Here is a 21,089-nt window from a genome sequence, read left to right on the forward strand (position 1 = left end):
CACTGCACCCGCCCCCTCCGCCCTGCCCACCACGATGCGCGGCGTCGTCATGCACGGCCGCGGTGATGTGCGTGTGGAGGACCGCGAGGTCCCGCGCATCATCGAGCCCACCGACGCGGTCATCAAGGTCGAGGCCGCCTGCATCTGCGGCTCGGACCTGTGGCCCTACCGCGGCGTGGACGAGCTCGCCGGGCCCCGGGCCATGGGGCACGAGTACGTGGGCACCGTCGTCGAGGTCGGCGACGAGGTCACCACGGTCGCGCCCGGCGACTTCGTCGTCGGCTCCTTCTGCCTGAGCGACAACACCTGCGAGATCTGCCGGAGCGGGTTCCAGTCGCGCTGCGTCAACGGCGACTTCATCGGCGACACCCAGGCCCAGTACACGCGCGTGCCACTGGCCGACGGCACCCTCGTGGTGGTGCCCGGGGGCAAGCCCGAGGACGAGGATGTCATCGCCTCCCTCCTGACCGCCTCCGATGTGCTGGGCACCGGCTGGTTCGGGGCCGTGGCCGCCGGGGCCGCGCCCGGCAGGACCATCGCCGTGGTGGGCGACGGCGCCGTGGGGCTGTGCGCGGTGCTCGCCGCCAAGGCGCTGGGAGCCGAGCGGGTCATCGCCTTCTCCCGCCATGAGGACCGCGCCGCCCTGGCCCGCGAGTTCGGGGCTGATGTCATCGTCGCCGAGCGCGGCGAGGAGGGCGCCGCGCGGGTCAAGGAGCTGACCGGCGGCTACGGGGCGCACGGAGTGGTGGAGGCCGTGGGCACCCAGGAGTCGATGCTCCAGGCGATCGCCGCGTGCCGCCCCGGCGGCCATGTGGGCTACGTGGGCGTGGCCCACGGGGTGTCCCTGCCCGGCGACGTGCTCTTCCGCGCCGAGGTCACCATGCTCGGCGGCCCCGCGCCGGTGCGCCGCTTCCTGCCCGACCTCATCGAGCGCATCCTGGAGGGGCGTATCAACCCCGGCAGGGTCTTCACCCAGCGCCTCCCCCTGGAGGAGGCGCCCGAGGGCTACAAGGCCATGGACGAGCGCCGCGCCATCAAGGTGCTCCTGCGCCCCTGAGGCCGGCCCGATCCCGCCCGATCGCGCCGGCCCGGCCCCTCCGGCTCCGGGCCGGCGCGATAGTCTCTGCAGTGGCGCCCCGGCCCGTCCGCCGGGGCGCCGGCGAGGCACTCAACGAGGAGAGACGAGCAAGCATGGATCACATCGCCCTCAACAGCGGCACGACCATCCCGGCCCTGGGCTTCGGGGTCTACCAGACCCCGCCGGCCATCACCGATCGCGTGGTGCGCGAGGCCATCGAGGTGGGCTACCGGCTCATCGACACCGCCCAGTACTACCGCAATGAGGCGCAGGTGGGGCAGGCGGTGAGAGCGGCCCTGTCCCAGGGCCTGGCGCGCGAGGACCTGTTCATCACCACCAAGATCATGACCTCCGGGTACGAGGAGAGCCGCAGGGCCATCATGGACTCCGTGGCGGCCCTGGACCTGGGGCGCATCGATCTCATGCTCATCCACTGGCCGCAGGAGGACGGCCCGGGCACGTGGCGCGCCCTGGAGGAGGCGGTCGAGGCCGGTCGGGTCCGCGCGATCGGGCTGTCCAACTTCTACGGCCAGGACCTGGAGGAGATCATTGGGGGCGCGCGGATCCTGCCCGCCGTCAACCAGGTGGAGACCAGCGTGGTCTACCAGCAGCGCCGGCTCATGCCGGCCCTGGAGCGCCACGGCATCCGCCTGGAGGCCTGGGGCCCGCTGGGCCAGGGGCGCCGCGGCATCCTGACCGACCCGGTCCTGGCCGAGGTCGCCCAGGCCCATGGGGCCACGCCCGCCCAGGTGGCCCTGGCCTTCCAGGTGCGTACCGGCGTCATCACCATCCCCAAGACGGTCAACCGCGATCGCATGGTGGAGAACCTGGCGGCGGCCGATATCGAGCTCAGCGCCGCGGAGCTGGAGCACCTGGCGGCCCTGGACACCGGGCACTGCATCGGGTGGCCGGGCTTCCCCGAGCAGGACTACGACCCGGCCGACTACCCGTTCACGGTCCCGTCCTGAGCGCAGCCCGGGCGATCCGGCGCCTCGCCACTGGCCTACGCTCCTGCCCGCCCTCCTGGACCCCATATCGGTCCGTGCACTCCGACGGGCGGCGAGAATCCTCAGCGCCGGCCCAGTTCTCCCCGGCGCATTGTGAATCGGGCCAGGCCTGGGGATGCGGGCCAGCGACACCGTTATTCAACACCGAACATTCCGTCAACGATCAGCCAGCGGACATCTTTTTTCAGGCCCTTTCCAGTCCCGCCGGGAGTGTCTTTCATTCAAGGCGACATGGGGAACACGCTCTAGGCGAAGTCAGTTCCGCATACCTTTATGTCCGGTACGGTGAAAACGCGACATACGCAGTGACCACCAGTTCCTACACCTGAAGGAGAGACATGCGTATCCAGCGTACTTTGATCGGAACTGCCCTCGCCGCGGTCGCGGCGCTCGGATTGGCCGCATGCAGCGGCTCCGGCAACTCCACGGACAACGCCACCACACCCGCCCCCGCCCAGACCTCGATGAAGGACGACGCCTCCACCAAGCCCTCCTCCGGTGGCGCGGGCGGCGCCATGACCGACGAGCCGGGCGGCACCGGCGGAGACTCCACCATGGCCCCCGGCGGCGACAGCGGCCTGGGCGGTGACCAGGGGCAGGACGGCAGCGGTGGAGCCGGTGGCGAGGCCACCATGGCCCCCGGCGGTGACAGCGGCGGCCTGGGCGGAGGCCAGGACGGCGGCGCCGGCGGCGACCAGGGCGGCACTGGTGAGGGTCAGGGCGGCGGCGCCGGCGACGGCGCCAGCCAGGCCCCTGAGAATGGTGGCGGACTCGGCTGAGGCCTGTGGGGGCGGCAGATCCTGCCGCTCCATCCCGGCGAGGCACGCCATCGCCGCATGCGCCGTGAGGCGGCCCCGCATCAGGGGCGTTACCAATTCGGCAGCACCGGGTCGGGGTGCGCCGTGCGACCATCGCATGGCACACCCCGACCTCGTCTTCTGTCCATGCCTGCCGGGGCAGCAGTAAGGGAGTGCGTGCGCCCACCCTCCGTCACCCCAAGATCATCGGATATCGGATGATGGGATGGCGATGTCGTATTCAGACCGGCGCCCGCGCCTTCGCCGCCGCGACGCGGATGCTGACGGATATCGCACGATGCCGGGGGAGCCCCCTTGGATCTGGTGCTCATCACCCGTAGAGTGCGGAGTCCTCGGGTGATCCCGCCCGGGGGCTCCGGCATACCACTTCCCTGCACCGAAGGAGAGACATGCGGATTCGCCGCCCTCTTTTCAGCTCCGTCCTCGCCCTGACCGCCGCCCTTGCCCTGGCCGCCTGTGGAGGCTCCCAGGCCGGGGACGGCGCCACCACCCCGGCCCCGCCGACCGAGAAGGCCACCGAGCAGGCCACTGGTGGTGCCATGACCGATGAGAGCGCCCAGCCCTCGGGTGCGATGACCGATGACAGTGACGACCACGACGACGACCACACCCACGAGCCGGGCGACGACCACAGTCACGAGTCGAACGACGATCACACCCACGACCAGGGTGACGGCTCTGACGACCACTCGCACGATCACGGCGACGACCACAGTCACGAGCCGGGCGATGACCACTCCCACGACGGCTGAGCAGCCCGTGAGCCCGTCCGCAGGGCGATGCTGAGGGATGCAGGCCCGCACCTTCAAGGCGCGGGCCTGCATCCCTCCGGACCGGGTGATGGATGCGCCGGTCGGCGATCCTCCGCAGCCGACGGAACGGGCCTGTTCAGCCGAAGAGCTCCAGGGCGGGGAGCTTGGCCGAGGACAGCACGGCTGCGTAGTCCTCGGCGCGCTGGGCGATGGCCTCGTCAGTGATCTCCAGGGCCCCCATGGACAGGAAGGGGACCATGAACTTGGTGCCGATGACTCGCGAGGATCCCTGGAAGGGCCGCAGGAACTCGTGGACGGTGTAGACGTGGACACCGTCGCGCCCGTAGGCGCTGGCATTGCCGCCGACGCTGATGGCCAGGAGGAGCTCCTTGCCGTGCAGGGCCGTGCCCTCCGAGCCGTAGGCCCAGCCGTAGGTCCACACGTCGTCCTCCCACTTCTTGAGCAGTGGGGGGCAGGAGAGCCAGTACATGGGGAACTGCAGCACGATGCGGTCGGCCTCCATGAGGGCCTCCTGCTCGGCAGCCACATCGATGTTGAAGTCCGGGTAGAGCTCGTACATGTATCGCACGGTGATGTCCCCGCCCAGGGCCTGCGCACGTGCCGCCAGGGCCTTGTTGACGCGGGAGGTGCTGAGGTCCGGGTGGAAGACGAGCACGAGTGTTTTCATGGGGGACTCCGTTTCTTCGGTAGATGCATCCGTGGGAGCGGCGGACTCGTATCCGACGGCAGCCTGCGAGGTATCGGCCGTGACCACGGTGCTGAGGGCGCGCAGTCCTTCGATGAGGACCTCGATCTTGGAGCCCAGGGAGGCGGCGTCCACCCAGGACTCCTCAGGCCTGAAGGGTACAGGCTCAGCCTCGCCGCGGTGCCCGGATCGGCCCTCCAGGCCGAAGGAGGCCCCGCCCTGGCCGAAGCGCTCATCCCACATCCTGGTGGCCGCGTCGATGCCGCGCTCGCCTGTGGGCTCCGGGGAGCGCATCGCGGTGGCCGAGCGGTGCGCGGTCAGGACGGTGTCCGCCAGGTAGCTCAGCGCCAGGTAGGCGTCCTCGCGGCGCAGGCCCGCCTCGACCAGGGCGGTGTGGGACCGCTTGGCGGCGGGCATGAAGGGCACGTAGGCCCAGGGCACGTCGATGAGGGTGTGGTCGAGGCCCGGGTGGGCCTCCAGCATCGTCCAGATCGAGTCGGCGAGGTAGCGCAAGTGGTCCGGCCAGTCCAGGCCGGCGCGCGGCAGCCGCAGATCGGCCGTGGCCCGCTCCAGGCAGGCCACGACGACGTCGTCGCGCGAGGACACGGTGCGCTCCAGGTCCCGGGGGTGCACACCGAGCCGCCTGGCCACCTTGCCCATCGTGAAGCTATCGATGCCGATCTCCAGGGCGGCGGTGACGACCTCGTCCCGTGAGATGCCAGCGGCGGGTTCCATGGTCCCTGACTGGTGTGTCATGGGCACCACAATAACGAGACGATAACAACAGCGACAAATCGGTAACGGCCATGCGGTGCCGTTATCAGGCGATGACTACTGCGGTGCCAGGCGTTCACTATGAGCGTTGGCACTCCTCCCGCCCCCGGCCCAGAAGCGCGCGGGGCCGAGCCTCACCGGCGGGACGAGGCCGGCAAGGACGCGCAGGCCACCGCGCGGAGGGCTGGGGCGCGGCACTCCTCACGACCGCCGGCGGTCCTGGCGGGCCCGGAGCCCATCGATGAGCAGGTCGATCTTGAGGTCCAGGAAGCCGCGGTCCAGCCAGGACTCCTCGGGGGCCAGGGGGATCGTCCCGCCGCCGGGGCCCTGGGCCCGGCTCATCCGCTCCCAGTGGTGGGCCAGGACGTCGAATCCCCGCAGCTGCTCGCGCCCATCGACCGCCCGACCGCCGTCCACGGGCCGGGGCTGCCCACGGCCGTCCCTCCCGCCCGCGCCCAGTCCCTCCTGGGCCGGGGCGCGCAGGGCCGCGACGGCCTGGTGAGTGGCCACGGTCGTGTCGATGACGACGTCGAGCGCGAAGTAGGCCTCCCGGGGGTCCATGCCTGCGGCGACGAGCTCGCCGTGGGCGCACTGAGCGGTGCGCAGGAGGTGCAGGTTCGTCCAGGGCAGGGACATCAGGGTGCGATCCAGGCCCGGGTGCTCCTCGAGCGCCTTCCACATGGCCTCCACGACGCCGCGCAGGTAGTCCTCCCACGGCTGGCCCCCTCGCGGCAACCGGATGCCGGCGCCGATGCGCTCCAGGCAGGCGGCCACGACGTCATCGCGCGAGGCGACGGTGCGGTAGAGGGCCGAGGGGCGCACCCCCAGGCGCGCCGCCACCTGGGCCATGGTGAAGGAGTCGACGCCGATCTCCAGGGCTGCGGCGATGACATCATCGCGCGTGAATCCCGGCTTCGGCCCCGTCTTTCGTCCCAGGCGCGCCATGGATGCAGGATACGCGCCCGGGCTGTCATCGCGCAGGAGGAGTGCGCGGGTCCTCAGCGGCGGCGAGCCGGCCCGGCCCCCTGCGGTGGATGATGAGCCGTGCGCCGCAGGTGCCGCCCCGGCCGTGCTCGGCGTGGGCGCGGGCGAGATCCTCGATGCCGTAGCTGCGCCCGACCACGGGGCGCAGGCGGCCCCGAGCGGCCAGGGAGGCCAGCCGGGTGAGATCACCCGCCTCATGACCGGCGAGGACGGGCCGCACCACCAGGCGCCGCCGCAGGACCCGAGCGGCGCTGCGAGGCCCGGGCCAGGCGGCGGCCGGCCGGGTCAGGGCCATGCGACCCGCCGGCCGCACGGCCTCGATCCAGTCCTCGGCGCGCCCGGCCGCCAGGATCGCGGCATCGTAGAGACCGCGCCGGAGGCGCTCGGTGCCCCGGATGTCATGGTGGTCCACCACCTCCTGCGCGCCGAGCTCCGCGCACACCTCCAGGCCCGACGCCCCGGTGACGGCGTCGGCCCCGATGCCGCGCATGCGCGCCAGTTGGAGGGCCGCCGTGCCCACAGCCCCGCCCGCCCCCACGACGAGGATCCGCTGGCCGGGCCGAGCCCTGGCGGCATCGCGCAGGGCGCACAGGGCGGTCAGCGCCCCCAACGGCAGGGATCCCAGCCGCTCGGGCGGGATCCAGCCGTGGGGGAACAGGCCGACCCGGGTGTCGTCGATGGCCAGGTACTCCACGGCAGTGCCGCGCCGCCTCAGCGGCTCCAGGCCGAGGACACACCACACCCAGGCCCCGACCGGGACATGGGCTGAGCGCGAGTCCACGACCTGGCCCAGGGCGTCGAATCCGGTCTGCTTGGGGAAGCCGAGGCCGTGAAGGCGCACCGCGCCGCTGCGGTAATCCAGGTCCACGGCGGAGAGCCCCGAGGATGCTGTGCGCACGAGCACCTCCCCGGGCCGCAGGCGCGGCACGGGCACCTCCGTCATCTCCAGGACGCCGGGCCCGCCATAGCGGTGGAAGACCACCGCCCACATGGGCTCCCCCGCCCTCGGCGCCCCGGCACTCATCGGCGCCACAGGCCCTGGTGGGCGGGGCTCTGGTGGGCGCGGATGGAGCGCCGGCCCAGGATGGTCAGGACCGTGCCGTGCACCACCGGCAGCAGCGGGATGACCCCCAGGGCCGTCAGCACGGCGCCGCGGTCGGCCCGGGGCAGCCCGTGGCGCGCGAGGACCCTGCTCGCCCACAACCAGTAGGGGATGACGAGCGTCGGGGAGGTCAGGACGCCCGTGGTGTACCCGCCCCGGGCCAGGGCGCCCGCCACATGCCCCAGGCCGTGCAGGCCGAAGGCCAGGACTCCGCCGCGCAGCAGGGGCGAGGCCCCGCGGGTGCGCACGCCCTCCAGGGAGGAGACCGCCACCGGAACGGCCATGATCCCGATGGCGAGGTTGACGTGGGCCTGCGAGACGCCGTAGGTGCGCATGCTCTCGGGGATGGGCAGCCAGTGGGGCAGCTCCGGCAGCACGACCGCCGAGGCCGGGGACATGGTGAGCAGCTCCTCGGCGTCATGCACCGCCCAGGCGGCGAGCAGGCCGAGGCTGACGCGGGTGAGATCGTCCATCGGGGGCTCCAGGAGGATGAGACATCTTTACGCTACTTATAGTAGCGTAAAGGCTGGAGGCCTTCCACCCCGAGGTGGGTTCCCACCGGGGCCGGCGACGCCGCCGTCCGCTTCGGCGGGGATGCCGGGATCGGCTGGCGGGGCGGCATGGGAGACTGCAGCGGTGCCATCCCAGAAGTCGACGCAGCCCCCAGCGCCAGCGCCCCCGCCCGCCTCACGACCCGAGCAGCCCGGCGGGCGCAGAACCGGGCGCGGTCGCCCTCGGCGCGCCGGGGCGGACGCCGCGATCCTGGCGGCCACCATCGACCTGCTCGGCGAACGCGGCTACGCCGGCCTGCGCATCGACGACGTGGCCCGGCTGTCCGGAGCGGCGAAGACGACGATCTACCGCCGCTGGCCCTCCCGCACCCACCTGGCGGTCGCCGCCGTCGAGCACATGCTGGGCGATCGGCGCCCGCCCGAGCCCTGCGGTGACGTCCTGACCGATCTCGATGCGCTCATCAGCGCGGCCTTCACCCCCCTGATCCGGGGCGGCTCCGGGCTCGTGGCCATCACCCTGGACATCCACCGCCAGGACGATGCCGGGCTCACGGAGGCCTACCGCCGTCGCATCATCGACCCGGTGCGCGAGCGGGCGGTAGCGCTGGTGCGCCGTGCGGCCCGCGAGGGCCTGGTCGATGACCGGGCCGCCCCGGAGGTCCTGGTCGATGCGGCCATCGGCGGTCTGCTCTACCGCTCCACCATCCTGGGCCAGGAGATGACGGTCGACCAGGCCTGCCGCTTCGTGCGCGAGCTGCTGGGGATCAGCGCGCCCTGATGGGGCGGGCCCGGGGGCGCAGAGCCGTCGCCGCGCCTCAGGCGCCCGAGGACAGGCGCCAGGCGGCGGCACGCTCCCGCTCGCGCCAGTAGCGGGCGTAGCGCCCGCCCGCGGCCATGAGCTCCTCATGGGTGCCGACCTGCTCCACGCGGCCGTCCGCCCCCAGGGCGACGATCTGATCGGCGCGACGCACGGTGCTGAGCTTGTGGGCGATGGCGATGACCGTGGAGCGCCGGGCCAGGGACTCCATGGCGCCCACCACCCGCGCCTCATTGGCGGGGTCCAGGGCGGAGGTGGCCTCGTCGAACAGGACGATGGGGGCGCGCTTGAGCAGGGCGCGGGCGATGGCCACGCGCTGGCGCTCGCCGCCCGACAGGCGGCTGCCGCCCTCCCCCACCCGGGTCCGCCAGCCCTCGGGCAGGCGGGCGACGATCTCCTCGACCCCGGCGTCGCGGGCGGCCCGGCGCACCTCCTCCCGGCTCGCCTCGACACGGCCCACGCGGATATTCGCCTCCAGGGTGTCGTCGAAGAGGTAGACGTCCTGGAAGACCATGGACAGCCTCTCCATGAGGTCGGCACTGGTCAGCTCGCGCACGTCGACGCCGTCGACCCTCACCACGCCGGCATCGACGTCGTAGAAGCGGGCGATGAGGCGGGTCACGGTCGTCTTGCCCGATCCGGAGGGGCCGACCAGGGCGGTGAAGGTGCCCGGCTCGGCCCGCAGGCTCACCCCTTGCAGGACAGGCTCGGCGCCGTAGGAGAACCGCACGTCCTCCAGGACCACCTGACCGGGGCTGGTGGCCGGCGCCGAGGCCTCGGGCTCGACCAGCTCCGGGGCGTCCAGGACCCGGCGCAGGCGGGCGCTCTGAGCCTGGGCCGGCCGGATCCCGAAGGACATGGAGACCACCTGGTCCAGTGGCTGGATGAAGCGCAGGCCGATGCCGATGAGCGCCACGGCCTGATAGGAGCCGACCTGGCCTCCCACCACCAGGGCCGCCACCAGGATCACCAGGACTGCCAGGAGCGCCTGGACGGCCACGCCCGCCAGCCCCAGGGCCAGGACGGAGACGAGGAACCGGGACAGGCCAGTGCGGCGCTCGGACTCCAGGGCAGTGATGAGGGGCTCATAGGAGTCCGCGCGCCCGCAGGAGCGCAGGGCCCCCTGGGCGCGGGCGAACTCGATGACCCGGTCATTGACCTCCACCTCGCAGGCGTGGGAGCGGGCCTCCGCGGCGTCGCCCATGCGGCTCGCGCCGATGACCGCCAGGGCGAACAGCGGGGCGCAGGCGGTCAGTGCCGCGCCCAGGCGCCAGTCGATGAACCACGAGCCCACGGCCATGGCCGCGCACTGGCTGACGGCCACCAGGAAGAGGGGGAGCATATGCGCCAGCAGGCCGCCCAGGTCCATCACGCCCTTGCCCGCCAACTGGGAGAGCTCACCCCGCCTCGGGGTGTCGAACCACCCCAGCGGCAGGCGCGTGAGCTTGTCACCCAGGGCGATGTTGAGCCGGCGCAGGATGTCGAAGGCGGCCTCGTAGCTGGCCCGGGCCAGGAAGTACTGGAGGGTTGAGGCCAGGGCCGCCAGAGCGGCCAGCGCGCCGAGCCATCCCCAGGGCGAGCGGCCCAGGACCATGGCGTCGACGATCGGCAGGAGCAGCAGGGCCGCCACACCCTGGGCCAGTCCCGCCACCACGGAGAGCACCACCATGATGGTGACCTGGCGGCGGCCCTCGTCGGACATGAGGGAGACGATGGAGCGGATCATGGCCTGTCCTCCCGGGTGCTGCTCGGGCCGGCGGGCCGGGCCTGCGGGGAGGCCCCCGGGCCGGAGGCGCTGCGGCCGACGGCGTCCGGCGGGGGGCCTGGAGGAGCGCCCGTCGGGGCGGCCGGCGCCGCGGCCCGCCACAGGGCGGCGTAGGCGGGGTCGGCCATGAGCTCGTCGTGGGTGCCGACGGCGACCAGGCGCCCACGCTCCAGCAGGGCCACCTGGTCGGCGTTGACCAGTGCGGCCGGGCGGTGGGCGATGACCAGGACGGTGCGCCCGCGCACCAGCTCGCTCAGGGCGTCCTGGATGGCCGCCTCGGACTCGGGGTCGGCGAAGGCGGTGGCCTCATCGAGGATGAGGACGGGGGCGTCGGCCAGGATGGCCCGGGCGATGGCCACGCGCTGGGCCTGCCCGCCGGACAGGTCGGCGCCCCGGCCCAGGACCGTGTCGTAGCCCTGCGGCAGGGCCATGATGACCTCGTCGATCTGGGCGGCGCGGGCGGCGGCGCGGACCTGCTCCAGGTCGGCCCCGGGCCGGGCCAGGCGGATGTTGTCCACCAGCGGGAGGGTCAGCAGCTGGGCGTCCTGGAGGACGAAGGCGACATGCCGGTAGAGCTCGCGGGCGGGCACGTCGCGCAGGTCGACCCCGCCCAGGGTCACACGCCCCTGCGTGGGATCGTTGAATCGGGCCAGGAGGGTGGCCAGGGTGGACTTGCCCGACCCGGAGGCGCCCACGAGGGCCGTGACCGTGCCGGGCCTGAGGGTCAGGCTCACCCCGTCCAGGGCGCGGGTGGCGCCGTAGTCGAAAGAGACGTCCTCGAAGCGGATCTCGCCGTCCCGGGGGCTGCGGGCCCGGGCCGGCTCGGGCAGGGGCTCGGTGCTCAGGACATCCATGATGCGCAGGGCCGCGGCCCCGGCGATCCGGTTGTTCCAGGACGACCAGCCCAGGGTGTCGATGGCGCTGGGCAGCACCAGGGCGATGAGGCAGGTGGCCAGCACCTGGAGGGGGTCGACCCACCCGGCGCGCACCATGGCCGCGCCCCCGGACAGGTTGACCAGGAGGATGACCGCCGGGGCGATGACGGAGGTGGCCAGGGCGTTGGAGCGCAGCATGGGGGCGCACCAGGCGCGGTAGTACTCGGCCATGTCCTGCGCCGCCCGGGTGTAGCGCTGGTGGGCGCGTCCGGCGCGGCCGAAGGCCTTGACCACGGCGATGCCGCTGACGAGCTCGACGATGCGGGCCGAGACATCGGCCAGCATCGCGTCGACCTTTCGGGTCAGGTCCCCCATGCCGCGCATCGACCAGGCCTGGATGGCGGCGTAGACCGGCAGGGTGGCCACGGCCAGCAGGCCCAGGCGCCAGTCGATGACGAGGGCGTAGAGGAGCGCGGCCAGCGGCATGACGATGGCCGCGGTGTACTCCACGTACTGGTGGGCCACGAGGTAGTGCAGGTCGTGGGCGTCGTTCTGGACGGCCTTGCGCACCCGGCCGGAGGAGGACTCGGTGAACCAGGACAGCGGGGCGCGGGCCATGACCTCCACGATGCGGGTGCGCAGCTGGGCCGCGAGCCTCAGGTCGCCCACGTGGGTGACGCTCAGGGCCAGGAAGTACAGGACGAGCCTGGCTGCCAGACCTCCCAGGATGAGGGCCACAGCGTCCTGCACCCTGCCGGCATGCGGGTCCTGCCCCGCGGCGTGGGCGTCGAGCAGGATCCGGCCCAGGTGCAGGAGCCCCGCATAGGGGGCGAGGGCGCAGACCGCTGACAGGGCCGACAGGAGCATGCCCACCATGAGGTAGCCGCGCACCGGGCGCAGCAGGTCCTTGAGGGCGGCCTTCCCGGCGCGGGCCTCGGGAGGGGCTCCGCCATCCTGGCCGGTGGGAGTCTCGGCGGTCGTCGTGGCCGCTGGATCGGCGCTGCGGGACAGGGTGGGAGAGGTGGAGTCAGCCATGAGAGCCGTCCTGGCTTGAGGTGGTCCTTAGTTAATCGTGACGATAGTTCTCTATTAGACGGCCGTCAACCGGTGACGGCGCCCCGGCCCGACGGCGGCGACCCACCGCGCAACCCACCGGGCGGCGCACCGCCGTCGGGCCGGGCCCATCGCCGGCCGTGGCGGCCCGCGCCCCGCCCGCCACCCGTGCTCCTCCCACAGAGGCCCAGCGTCACCGTTACCGTGGTGCCATGAGTCCCAAGCCCTCCTCCCCCGAGCGCCGGTGGCGCGACGACCTGCACCTGGCGCACACGATCGCCGACCAGGTGGACCGCCTGACCCAGGCGCGCTTCGACGCCGGGAGCTTCACCGTGGAGACCAAGCCGGACCTCACGCCCGTCACCGAGGCGGACCGGGAGGCCGAGCGGGCCATCCGCGAGCGCCTGGGCAGGGCCCGGGTGCGCGACTCGGTGCTGGGCGAGGAGATGCCCACGACCGGGCACTCCCCGCGCCAGTGGGTCATCGACCCCATCGACGGCACGAAGAACTTCGTGCGGGGGGTGCCGGTATGGGCCACCCTCATCGCCCTGGTCGAGGACGGCCAGGCCGTCGTCGGGCTGGTCTCGGCGCCCGCGCTGGGACGGCGGTGGTGGGCGGTCAAGGGCGGCGGGGCCTGGAGCGGGCGCTCGCTGAGCTCGGCGCGGCGCCTGTCGGTGTCCAGGGTGGCACGGCTCTCCGACGCCTCCCTGTCCTACTCCTCCCTGTCGGGCTGGGCCGCGGCGCGCCGCCTGCGCGGGATGCTGGGGCTGATGCAGTCGTGCTGGCGCACCCGCGCCTACGGGGACTTCTGGTCCTACATGCTCCTGGCCGAGGGCGCGGTGGACCTGGCGGCCGAGCCCGAGCTGGAGCTCTACGACATGGCCGCCCTGGTGCCGGTGGTCACCGAGGCCGGCGGCACCTTCACCTCGCTGTCCTGGGAGCCCGGGCCCTTCGGCGGCAGCGCGGTGGCCTCCAACACCCTGCTGCACGGCGAGATCATGGAGCGGCTGGGCAACGAGACCGACTGACGCCACCGGGCCCACCGGGCACCGGCCTGAGGGCGGTGCCACAGCCGCTCGCGCCGCTGCGGGAGGCGGTGGGCCGGGCGGGACCGGTAGCCTTCCGCGTGGGCCTGCGAGACGCATGGCCGACCCGCTCCACCCGCCCCCAACCACCTGGGAGTTCCATTGAACTGGCTGCACGCCGTCATTCTCGGCATCGTCGAGGGCATCACCGAGTTCCTGCCCATCTCGTCGACCGGGCACCTCAACATCGTCGAGAAGCTGCTGGGCTACGACATCGACAACGCCGGCATGACCGCCTTCACCGCGGTCATCCAGATCGGGGCGATCCTGGCGGCGGTGGTGTACTTCTGGGGTGACATCGTGCGCATCGTGACCGCCTGGTGCAAGGGCCTGGTGGATAAGGAGGCCCGCCAGGACCCGGACTACACCCTGGGCTGGGGGGTGATCCTGGGCTCGATCCCGGTGGCCGTGGTGGGCCTGGTGCTGGAGGACTTCATCGAGGTCACCGCCCGCTCCCTGTGGATCATCGCCGGGGCGCTCATCGTGTGGTCGGCGGTGATGTGGCTGGCCGACCGCCAGCAGAACCTGACCAAGGGCATGCGGGACGTGACCATCAAGGACGCGCTCATCATCGGCGCCTTCCAGGCCCTGGCCCCGGTGCTGCCGGGCATCTCCCGCTCCGGGGCGACGATCTCGGCGGGCCTGTTCCTGCGCTTCGACCGGGTGACGGCCACGCGCCTGTCCTTCTTCATGGGCATCCCCGCCCTGGTGGCGGCGGGCCTCATGCAGGCGGTCACCTCCGCCGACGAGATCGGCGCGACGGTGGGCTGGCCGGCCACGATCATCGCCACCATCACCTCCGGCCTGGTGGCCTACGCCACCATCGCCTGGCTGCTGCGCTTCGTCTCCTCCAACAAGTTCACCTCCTTCCTCATCTACCGCGTGGTCCTGGGCCTGATCATCATCGCCCTGGTCGCCACCGGCACCATCGCCGCCTGACGGCGGCGCGGCCCACGGCGCCCCCTCCCCCCGGGCCCCGGCCCCTGCGCGGCACAGGATCGGCCCGATCCTGTGCGGCGCAGGGGTCTGCCCGCGTAGCCTGGGGGCATGGAGTCCTTCGACGAGGTCCTGGCCGCGGCGGCGCGCGAGGTCTTCCCCGGTGCCGAACTCACCTTCGAGGACCACCTCTACCTGCGCGTCGTCGAGCCCGACGGCCGCCTCCTGCAGGTCATGTGCTCCGAGCCGGAGCGCAACAGCCGGGGCATGCCCTTCCAGGAGCGCGTGCGCCACACCTCGGACTACCTCACCCTGTTCAAGGAGAACAGGGCCACCGACTCGCCCCGGTGGGACGGGCTCATGCCCCTGGTGCGCCCGGCGGTCTTCACCCACCAGCGCGTCGGGGGCATAGCGACCCTCCTCCACTTCCCCCTGGGCACCCACCTCGTCCAGGTGGTCGGGGAGGACCACCCCCAGATCACCAATCTGGTCCACCACCGGGACCTGGACCGGTGGGAGGCCCGGCCCGCGGATCTGCTGCGGGCGGCGCGCGCCAATATCAAGCGGGAGGGGTTCTTCACCGACATCATGCCGATCGGGGCCACCGGCCAGGGCGCGGCCTTCGTCGTCGAGCCCTACGGGTACCAGGCCTCCTGCCTGGCCTTCCCCGACCTGTTCGCCGGCCCGATCGGCGCGGTCGCCAACCCGCTCGAGGGCCCCTCGCGCCCCCTGGTCTTCGCCCCCAGCCGCAACGAGGCCTTCATCGTGCCCGAGGCCGATGAGGCCGCCCTCGAGGCGGCGCTGGCCTACGCCGCCGAGGTCTACACCGATGACCCGCGCTCCATGCTCCCGGCCCCGCTGGTCCACCACGACGGCGCCCTGGTGCCCTGGCGGCGCCCGGGCCACCCGCTGGCCGAGCGGTCCTGGAGGCAGTGGCGCTGCTTCGTGCGCGACCAGTACCACTCCCAGGCCCTCTACCTCACCGGCGATGAGGAGCATGCGTGCTCCCTGGCCGAGCAGGGCCTGCGCATGATCCCGGTGGCGGGCCAGGGCGCCGGCCCCACCCACGCGGTCCTCCTGCCCGGCCTCGACGGCGCCCTGGTGCCCGAGGTGGAATACCTGGACCTGCACGGAGAGCGGGAGCGGCTCGTCGTGCCCTGGCGGGCGGCCCTGGAGCACATGGCCCTGCTCGAGGACACCGCCTACTGCCCCACCCGGTGGCGCCTGTGGCACTGGCCCGAGGACACCTGGGAGCGGCTGCGGGCCGCCCGGGTCGACCCCGGGGCCCTGGAGGGCTGAGCCGGGCCTCCGCCGCGCCGGTGCGCCTGCGGCTCAAGTGCTGCGATACGTGTCGTACCCCTGTGAGAGGGTTCGGGCATGCGGATCCTCCACACCTCGGACTGGCACCTGGGGCGCACCTTCCACGGCCAGGTGCTCGACGACGCCCACGCGGCCTTCGCCGACCACCTCGTCGAGCTGGTCGCCGCCGAGTCGGTCGACGCCGTCCTGGTCTCCGGGGATGTCTACGACCGCGCCGTGCCCCCGGCGGCCTGCGTCACCCTGCTCGATGAGACCCTGCGGCGCCTGACCGAGCGCACCCGGGTGGTGATGACCCCCGGCAACCACGACTCCGCCCACCGCCTGGGCTTCGCCGCCGACCTCATGCGCGAGCGCCTCCTCATCCGCGCCCGCACCGCCGGCCTGGACCGCGGCATCGTCCTGCCCGATGCCTCCGGCCGCGAGGCCGCCATCGTCCACGCCCTGCCCTACCTGGATCCCGACGCCGCCCGTGAGGCCCTGCCCCCGCTGCTGGCCCAGCGCCTCGGGGAGCGCACCGGCCCGCCCGACGACGCCGCGGGCGGCCAGGCTCCCGGGGCCGGGGAGGAGTCCGGAGACGGCGATGCCGGCCCCCGCCGGCCGGAGCGCCTTCCCCGCTCCCATGAGGCGGTGGTCAGTGCCGCTCTGCGGCTGGTGGCCGCGGATCTGGAGCGCCGGCGCGCCGGCCGCGGCGAGCGCCTGCCCAGCGTGCTCATGGCCCACGCCTTCGTCGTCGGGGGCACCGCCAGCCAGTCCGAGCGGGACATCCGGGTCGGCGGGGTCGACGCCGTGCCCTCCCAGGTCTTCACCACCATGGGCGGCTCCCCCGCGGCGCAGGCCAGCGGAGGCCTGGACTATGTCGCCCTGGGCCACCTCCACCGCCCCCAGGAGCTGCGCCCGCCCCGCGCCGAGCCGGGGGCAGCCACCGATCAGGCGGCTCCTGCCACCTGCGGGCGGGCGCCGCGCCTGGTCTACTCCGGCTCCCCCATCGCCTTGTCCTTCGATGAGGCCGATGCCGCCAAGTCCTCGGTGCTGGTGGATATCGGGCCTGAGGGCGTCACCGGCCTGGAGCGCATCGCCGTACCCGTGCGGCATCGGGTGCGCACCCTGGAGGGTGGCATGGACCAACTGCTGGCCACCCCGGACGACGGCTCCTGGGTCAGGATCATCCTCAGCGGCGAGCGCCCGCCGGGGGCACTGGCCCAGCTCAAGGCCCACTTCCCCGGACTGCTGGCCTTCAGCCACCAGGCGCCCGAGCGGCCCCGGGGCGAGCGGGTGGCGGTCACCGCGGCCGCCGACCCCCTGGAGATCAGTGCGGGCTTCCTGGACGACGTCGGCCAGCGCGCCCCCAGCCGGGCCGAGCGGGAGGTCCTGCGGGAGGCCTACGAGTCCGCCCTGGCGGCGGGAAGGAGCCGGCAGTGAGGATCCACTCCCTGACCATGAGCGGTATCGGGCCCTACGCGGGGACCGAGACCATCGACTTCGATGCCTTCGGCGACTGCGGACGCTTCCTGCTGACCGGCCCCACCGGCTCGGGCAAGACCACCATCATCGACGCCATCGTCTTCGCCCTCTACGGGGACGTCGCCGACTCCTCGGACTCCTCGAAGGACCGGATGCGCTCGACCCTGGTGGGCCCCGAGGCGGACAGCTGCGTCGAGCTGGTCTTCTCCACCACTGCGGGCATCCACCGGGTGCGGCGCACCCCCACCTATGAGCGGGCCAAGCGGCGCGGGCAGGGCACCACCATCCAGCACGGGAGCGTCAAGCTCTGGCGCCTGTCCGCCGTCGGCGGGGAGGCGCTGGGCGAGCCCATCATCCGGGTGGGTGAGGCCGACGCCGAGATCGCGCGCCTCATCGGGCTCAGCCGCGAGCAGTTCACCCAGACCGTAGTCCTGCCCCAGGGCAAGTTCGCCCGCTTCCTGCGGGCCGACTCCACCCAGCGCCAGGGCCTGCTCAAGGACGTCTTCGGCACCGGCATCTACGACGCCATCCAGGACCAGCTCGCCCAATCCTCCCGGGCGGGATCGGCAGCCGTGGAGCAGGCCGCCGGCACCCTGCGCTCCCAGGCGCGATCCCTGGCCCACGAGCCCCTCCTGGCCCCACAGCCCGCATCGGGACCACAGTCGGAGCAGGATCCCGAGCAGGATCCACTGACCGAGCCCGATCCGCAGGTGGTGCTGGGCCCATCAGAGTGCCTGGGCCAGCGCCTGGAGGCGGCCACCGCGCCCGGGGCCCCCGACCTCCAGGCCCTGCGGGCGATCACCGGGCGGGCCCGCCGGCTCTCGACCCAGAAGGTCAAGCAGGCCGAGGATCGGGCGGTGCAGGCCGCCGCAGGTGTGGCACAGGCGCGCCTGGCCCGGGAGGGGGCCCGCAGCCTGCACGAGCGCCTGGAGCGGCGCCACCAGCTCCTGGCCGAGCAGCAGGCCCTGGAGGAGCACGCCCAGGAACACGCCCGGGAGGCCGAGCGCCTGCGCGACGCCGAGCGGGCCGCGCGCCTGGCACCCTCCCTGCGCGCCTCTGAGGCCGCACGAGACCGTGCCCTGAGCGCCGTCGACGGCCTGGCGGGCCTGACCACCGCCGCCCCGGGCAGCCCGCAGGCCACCGACGCCCCAGGCCCCAGGACTGCGGACCCGGCCCACGCCCAGACCCGGCCGGAGGCATCACTGGAGGCGCAGTGGCAGGCGCAGTGGCAGGCGCAGCAGGAGGCGCATGAGGAGCTCCTGAGGCTCGCCACCCCGCCCGCAGAGCAGCTCCAGCGCCGACTGGAGGCGATGGAGGCCACCGCGGCGGGCACCGACGGGCCGGACGCCCCACAGGACGCCGCCACGGGGCCCGACGTCGGCCCCCGCAACAACGCCCAGCACGACGACGCCCAGCGGGAAAGCGGTCGAGACGGGGCCGATGAGCAGGCCGCCGCGCAGACGGCCCCTGGAGCCGCTGCGCCGGGCAGGATGCCGGGCACCACGGTGAGCACCCGGGGCCTCGATGAGCGCGCCCATCGGCTGCGGGCCCAGCACGGCGGGCTGGAGGAGGTCCTGGCCCAGGAGTCCGGGCTGGAGGGGCGGGCTCGGCAGCTGGAGGCCCGGAAGGAGGAGTTGGAGCGCACCGCACAGGAGCAGGAGGCCCAGGATGAGGCCCTGGCCCGGCGACCCGAGGAGCGCGCCACGCTGGCCGGCAGCCTGGAGGCCGCGCGTGCCGCCCAGGAGCGCCTGCCCGGCCTGGAGGCTGAGCACCACCGGGCCGACGAGCAGCACCGGGCCGCCACCACCGCCCAGGAGCTCACCGTCGAGCTCACCGAGCATGAGGATCGACTGGCCCAGGCGGTGGCCACCGCGACCCGGGCCGCCGAGGAGGTCACCCGCACCCGGATGCGCTGGATCTCCTCGCAGGCCGGGGCCCTGGCCGGGGAGCTGCTGGAGGGCGAGCCCTGCCCCGTCTGCGGCTCCACCGACCACCCCGAGCCCGCGGCCCAGCCCGCCCAGGGTGCCAGCCGGACGCAGGTGGAGGCGGCCGAGCGCGCACAGCACCAGGCCGATGAGGCGCTCAGCAGCGCCCGCCAGGAGCGCGACTCCTGCCGCAGCCGATACCAGGAGGCCCTGCGCTCCAGTGGGGGCCTCGCCGTCGAGCACAGCGCCCTGGCCCTCCAGCAGGCGGCCACCGCCCTGCGCGCCGCACGGGACGAGGCCCAGCAGGTCCCGGCCCTGACCCAGCGCCTGGAGGACTTCGACACCGCCACCGAGCAACTGCGCCAGGACCACGAGCGGGCGCGCTCCGCACTGGCCGTCTCGCACAGCCGCCTGGAGGCCGAGCGCGACCGGCTGGCCGAGGACCGCCGGCGCTGCGAGCAGGCCCGGGGCCCATGGCCCACCGTCGCCGCCCGGGCCGGCGCACTGCTGGACCAGGCCCGCCAGGCCGAGGAGGCCTCGCGGGCCATCAGTGCCGCCGCCACCGCGCTCGACGCCCTCCAGGAGGCCCGGGAGAACCTGGCCCGCACCCTGGCGGAGGAGGGCTTCACCAGCGCCGTGCAGGCCCAGGAGTGCGCCATGGACGCCGCCTCGCGCGAGGTTCTGTCCCAGCGGGTCCAGGAGGCGCGCACCACCCGGCTCAGGGTGGCTCAGGCGCTGGCGGACCCGCAGATCGCCTCCTTGAGCGGGCAGGAGGAGGATGCCCTGGAGCAGGCCGACCAGGCCCTGGCCGGAGCCGAGGCCGCGCATGAGGCCGCGGCCGCGCAGCAGGCCCGCGCCGCCGAGGCCCACGCCCACCTGGAGCGGACCTGCGCCGGGGTGGAGGAGGCCGCCTCGGCCTACGAGGAGGCGGTCGGGGCCAGCGCGCCACTGCTGCGGGTCGCGGCCCTGGCCCGCGGGGACAACAGTGCGGGCACCACCCTGGCCACCTGGGTGCTCCAGGCCCGCTTCGAGGAGGTGCTCGTCTTCGCCAATGAGCGCCTGTCCCAGATGTCCTCCGGGCGCTACGAGCTCATCCGCACCGACGATGAATCCGGTTCGCGGTCCCGCCGCAAGGGCCTGGGGCTGGCGGTCATCGACCACCTGGGGGCCGAGCACCGGCGCGACCCCAAGACCCTCTCGGGCGGGGAGACCTTCTACGTCTCCCTGTCCCTCGCCCTGGCCCTGGCCGACGTCGTCTCCGCAGAGTCGGGGGGCGTCAGCCTGGACACGCTGTTCATCGACGAGGGCTTCGGCAGCCTGGACCCCGAGACCCTCCAAGTCGTCATGACCGAGATCGAGCGCCTGCGGGCCGGGGGCCGCAGCGTCGGCATCGTCTCCCACGTCGAGGAGCTCAAGAACCAGATCCTCGACCAGATCCGCATCCGACGCTCACCCGCCGGAGGCTCCACCCTGGCGGTCACCACCTGAGATCCCGGCGCAGGCACCGCCCATCGGGTCGGTGCTCAGACCCCGAGCTCGTCGGCCAGCGAATCGCACTCCACCACGTCGTACCACAGCAGATCGGCGTCGGCGGCGCGCTCGAAGGCCTCCTCGTCACCCACCCGGGCCAGGGCGACATCCGCCTGCGCCCCGGCCTCGTCGACCAGGACCGCCGCCACATCCTCCCAGGGCACCGGGGCCTCCACCATGACACTGCCCGGCAGGACCTCCTCGGTGACGGCCAGCTCGCGCACCACCTGGGGGTCCACATCCGCCGCAATGACCACGCGGCGATCGGGCAGGCCCTGGGCCCCGGGCTCGGCCAGCAGCAGCACCGAGGCGTCGGCGGCGCACAGGGAGGCGGAGACCTCCAGGCCCTCCTCATCCTCATCCGGCAGCGCCTGCGCCAAGGCGGGGGTCGCGGCGTGAGCGGCCCTGGCAGAGATGACTTCGGCCCTCAGATCGGCGGCCGTGGCGGGCAGGTAGATGCGCATGGGACCAGTCTGCCCGATCCTGCCCGCGCCAGGCTCCCCCACGCGCCCCGAGCCCACCGCCCGAGGATCCGGGGCGGCCAGGAGCACCGGACCGGCCCGGGGCGGCGCGATAGGGCGTCACTTCG

Annotated in this window: 17 protein-coding genes; 10 read left to right on the forward strand and 7 right to left on the reverse strand. The window is 73.4% G+C overall.

The genetic code is table 11. The features are described 5' to 3' along the window. The first annotated feature begins 34 nt into the window (after positions 1–34). The 4 genes from MANAM107_RS02275 to MANAM107_RS02290 all read left to right on the forward strand — a co-directional run bounded on the left by MANAM107_RS02275 (position 35) and on the right by MANAM107_RS02290 (position 3,655). A complete protein-coding gene (locus MANAM107_RS02275; RefSeq protein ID WP_223912760.1) occupies positions 35–1,057 on the forward strand; it encodes a zinc-dependent alcohol dehydrogenase family protein in 1,023 nt (340 codons plus the stop codon). A 134-nt stretch (positions 1,058–1,191) separates the two neighbouring features. Then, a complete protein-coding gene (locus MANAM107_RS02280) occupies positions 1,192–2,046 on the forward strand; it encodes an aldo/keto reductase (protein ID WP_223910582.1) in 855 nt (284 codons plus the stop codon). Between the two features lie 377 nt (positions 2,047–2,423). Continuing rightward, entirely contained in the window at positions 2,424–2,864 is a 441-nt protein-coding gene (locus MANAM107_RS02285) for a hypothetical protein (protein ID WP_223913215.1), read from the forward strand. Positions 2,865–3,292: 428 nt separating this feature from the next. Further along, on the forward strand, positions 3,293–3,655 hold the full coding sequence (locus tag MANAM107_RS02290; RefSeq protein ID WP_223910585.1) for a hypothetical protein: 363 nt from the start codon (positions 3,293–3,295) through the stop codon (positions 3,653–3,655). 136 nt (positions 3,656–3,791) lie between these two features. Here MANAM107_RS02290 and MANAM107_RS13150 read toward each other — a convergent pair whose 3' ends face one another. From MANAM107_RS13150 to MANAM107_RS02310, 4 genes are all read right to left on the reverse strand, one after another. Beyond that, positions 3,792–5,117 carry an NAD(P)H-dependent oxidoreductase gene (locus tag MANAM107_RS13150; RefSeq protein ID WP_308443632.1) on the reverse strand — a complete coding sequence of 442 codons (1,326 nt, stop codon included), beginning with the start codon at positions 5,115–5,117 and terminating at the stop codon, positions 3,792–3,794. A 219-nt stretch (positions 5,118–5,336) separates the two neighbouring features. After that, complete coding sequence (locus MANAM107_RS02300; protein WP_223910588.1) at positions 5,337–6,080, reverse strand: TetR/AcrR family transcriptional regulator; 744 nt, start codon at positions 6,078–6,080, stop codon at positions 5,337–5,339. A 25-nt stretch (positions 6,081–6,105) separates the two neighbouring features. Beyond that, positions 6,106–7,143, reverse strand: coding sequence for a zinc-binding dehydrogenase (locus MANAM107_RS02305; protein ID WP_223912765.1), 1,038 nt, complete (start codon positions 7,141–7,143; stop codon positions 6,106–6,108). Further along, on the reverse strand, positions 7,140–7,694 hold the full coding sequence (locus tag MANAM107_RS02310; protein WP_223910592.1) for an HXXEE domain-containing protein: 555 nt from the start codon (positions 7,692–7,694) through the stop codon (positions 7,140–7,142). The genes MANAM107_RS02305 and MANAM107_RS02310 overlap by 4 nt, the downstream gene beginning before the upstream one ends. Before the next feature lie 163 nt (positions 7,695–7,857). Between MANAM107_RS02310 and MANAM107_RS02315 the strand changes: the two genes are divergently transcribed. Further along, positions 7,858–8,511, forward strand: a complete 654-nt coding sequence (locus MANAM107_RS02315; protein WP_223910595.1) for a TetR/AcrR family transcriptional regulator — start codon at positions 7,858–7,860, stop codon at positions 8,509–8,511. A 37-nt stretch (positions 8,512–8,548) separates the two neighbouring features. Here the strand turns inward: MANAM107_RS02315 and MANAM107_RS02320 are convergent, their stop codons facing one another. Both MANAM107_RS02320 and MANAM107_RS02325 read right to left on the reverse strand, forming a co-directional pair. Next, positions 8,549–10,276 carry an ABC transporter ATP-binding protein gene (locus MANAM107_RS02320; protein WP_223910598.1) on the reverse strand — a complete coding sequence of 576 codons (1,728 nt, stop codon included), beginning with the start codon at positions 10,274–10,276 and terminating at the stop codon, positions 8,549–8,551. Next, the gene (locus MANAM107_RS02325; protein ID WP_223910601.1) at positions 10,273–12,225 is read right to left on the reverse strand and encodes an ABC transporter ATP-binding protein; all 1,953 of its coding nucleotides are present in this window, start codon (positions 12,223–12,225) and stop codon (positions 10,273–10,275) included. The genes MANAM107_RS02320 and MANAM107_RS02325 overlap by 4 nt, the downstream gene beginning before the upstream one ends. Before the next feature lie 230 nt (positions 12,226–12,455). Between MANAM107_RS02325 and hisN the strand changes: the two genes are divergently transcribed. The 5 genes from hisN (at position 12,456) to MANAM107_RS02350 (ending at position 20,458) form a co-directional block, all read left to right on the forward strand. After that, on the forward strand, positions 12,456–13,271 hold the full coding sequence (hisN, locus tag MANAM107_RS02330; protein ID WP_223910604.1) for a histidinol-phosphatase: 816 nt from the start codon (positions 12,456–12,458) through the stop codon (positions 13,269–13,271). A 159-nt stretch (positions 13,272–13,430) separates the two neighbouring features. After that, complete coding sequence (locus MANAM107_RS02335) at positions 13,431–14,267, forward strand: undecaprenyl-diphosphate phosphatase (RefSeq protein WP_223910606.1); 837 nt, start codon at positions 13,431–13,433, stop codon at positions 14,265–14,267. Positions 14,268–14,375: 108 nt separating this feature from the next. Beyond that, entirely contained in the window at positions 14,376–15,563 is a 1,188-nt protein-coding gene (locus MANAM107_RS02340; RefSeq protein ID WP_223910609.1) for a hypothetical protein, read from the forward strand. A 78-nt stretch (positions 15,564–15,641) separates the two neighbouring features. Next, positions 15,642–17,003, forward strand: coding sequence for a metallophosphoesterase family protein (locus MANAM107_RS02345; RefSeq protein ID WP_223910611.1), 1,362 nt, complete (start codon positions 15,642–15,644; stop codon positions 17,001–17,003). Continuing rightward, the gene (locus tag MANAM107_RS02350; protein ID WP_223910614.1) at positions 17,000–20,458 is read left to right on the forward strand and encodes an AAA family ATPase; all 3,459 of its coding nucleotides are present in this window, start codon (positions 17,000–17,002) and stop codon (positions 20,456–20,458) included. Before MANAM107_RS02345 ends, MANAM107_RS02350 begins: the two co-directional genes overlap by 4 nt. A 35-nt stretch (positions 20,459–20,493) precedes the next feature. Here MANAM107_RS02350 and MANAM107_RS02355 read toward each other — a convergent pair whose 3' ends face one another. Next, positions 20,494–20,964 carry a DUF6912 family protein gene (locus tag MANAM107_RS02355; RefSeq protein ID WP_223910617.1) on the reverse strand — a complete coding sequence of 157 codons (471 nt, stop codon included), beginning with the start codon at positions 20,962–20,964 and terminating at the stop codon, positions 20,494–20,496. Positions 20,965–21,089: the final 125 nt, after the last annotated feature.

The sequence above is a fragment of the Actinomyces capricornis genome, assembly GCF_019974135.1.
In the GTDB taxonomy this organism is placed as follows: Bacteria; Actinomycetota; Actinomycetes; order Actinomycetales; family Actinomycetaceae; genus Actinomyces; species Actinomyces capricornis.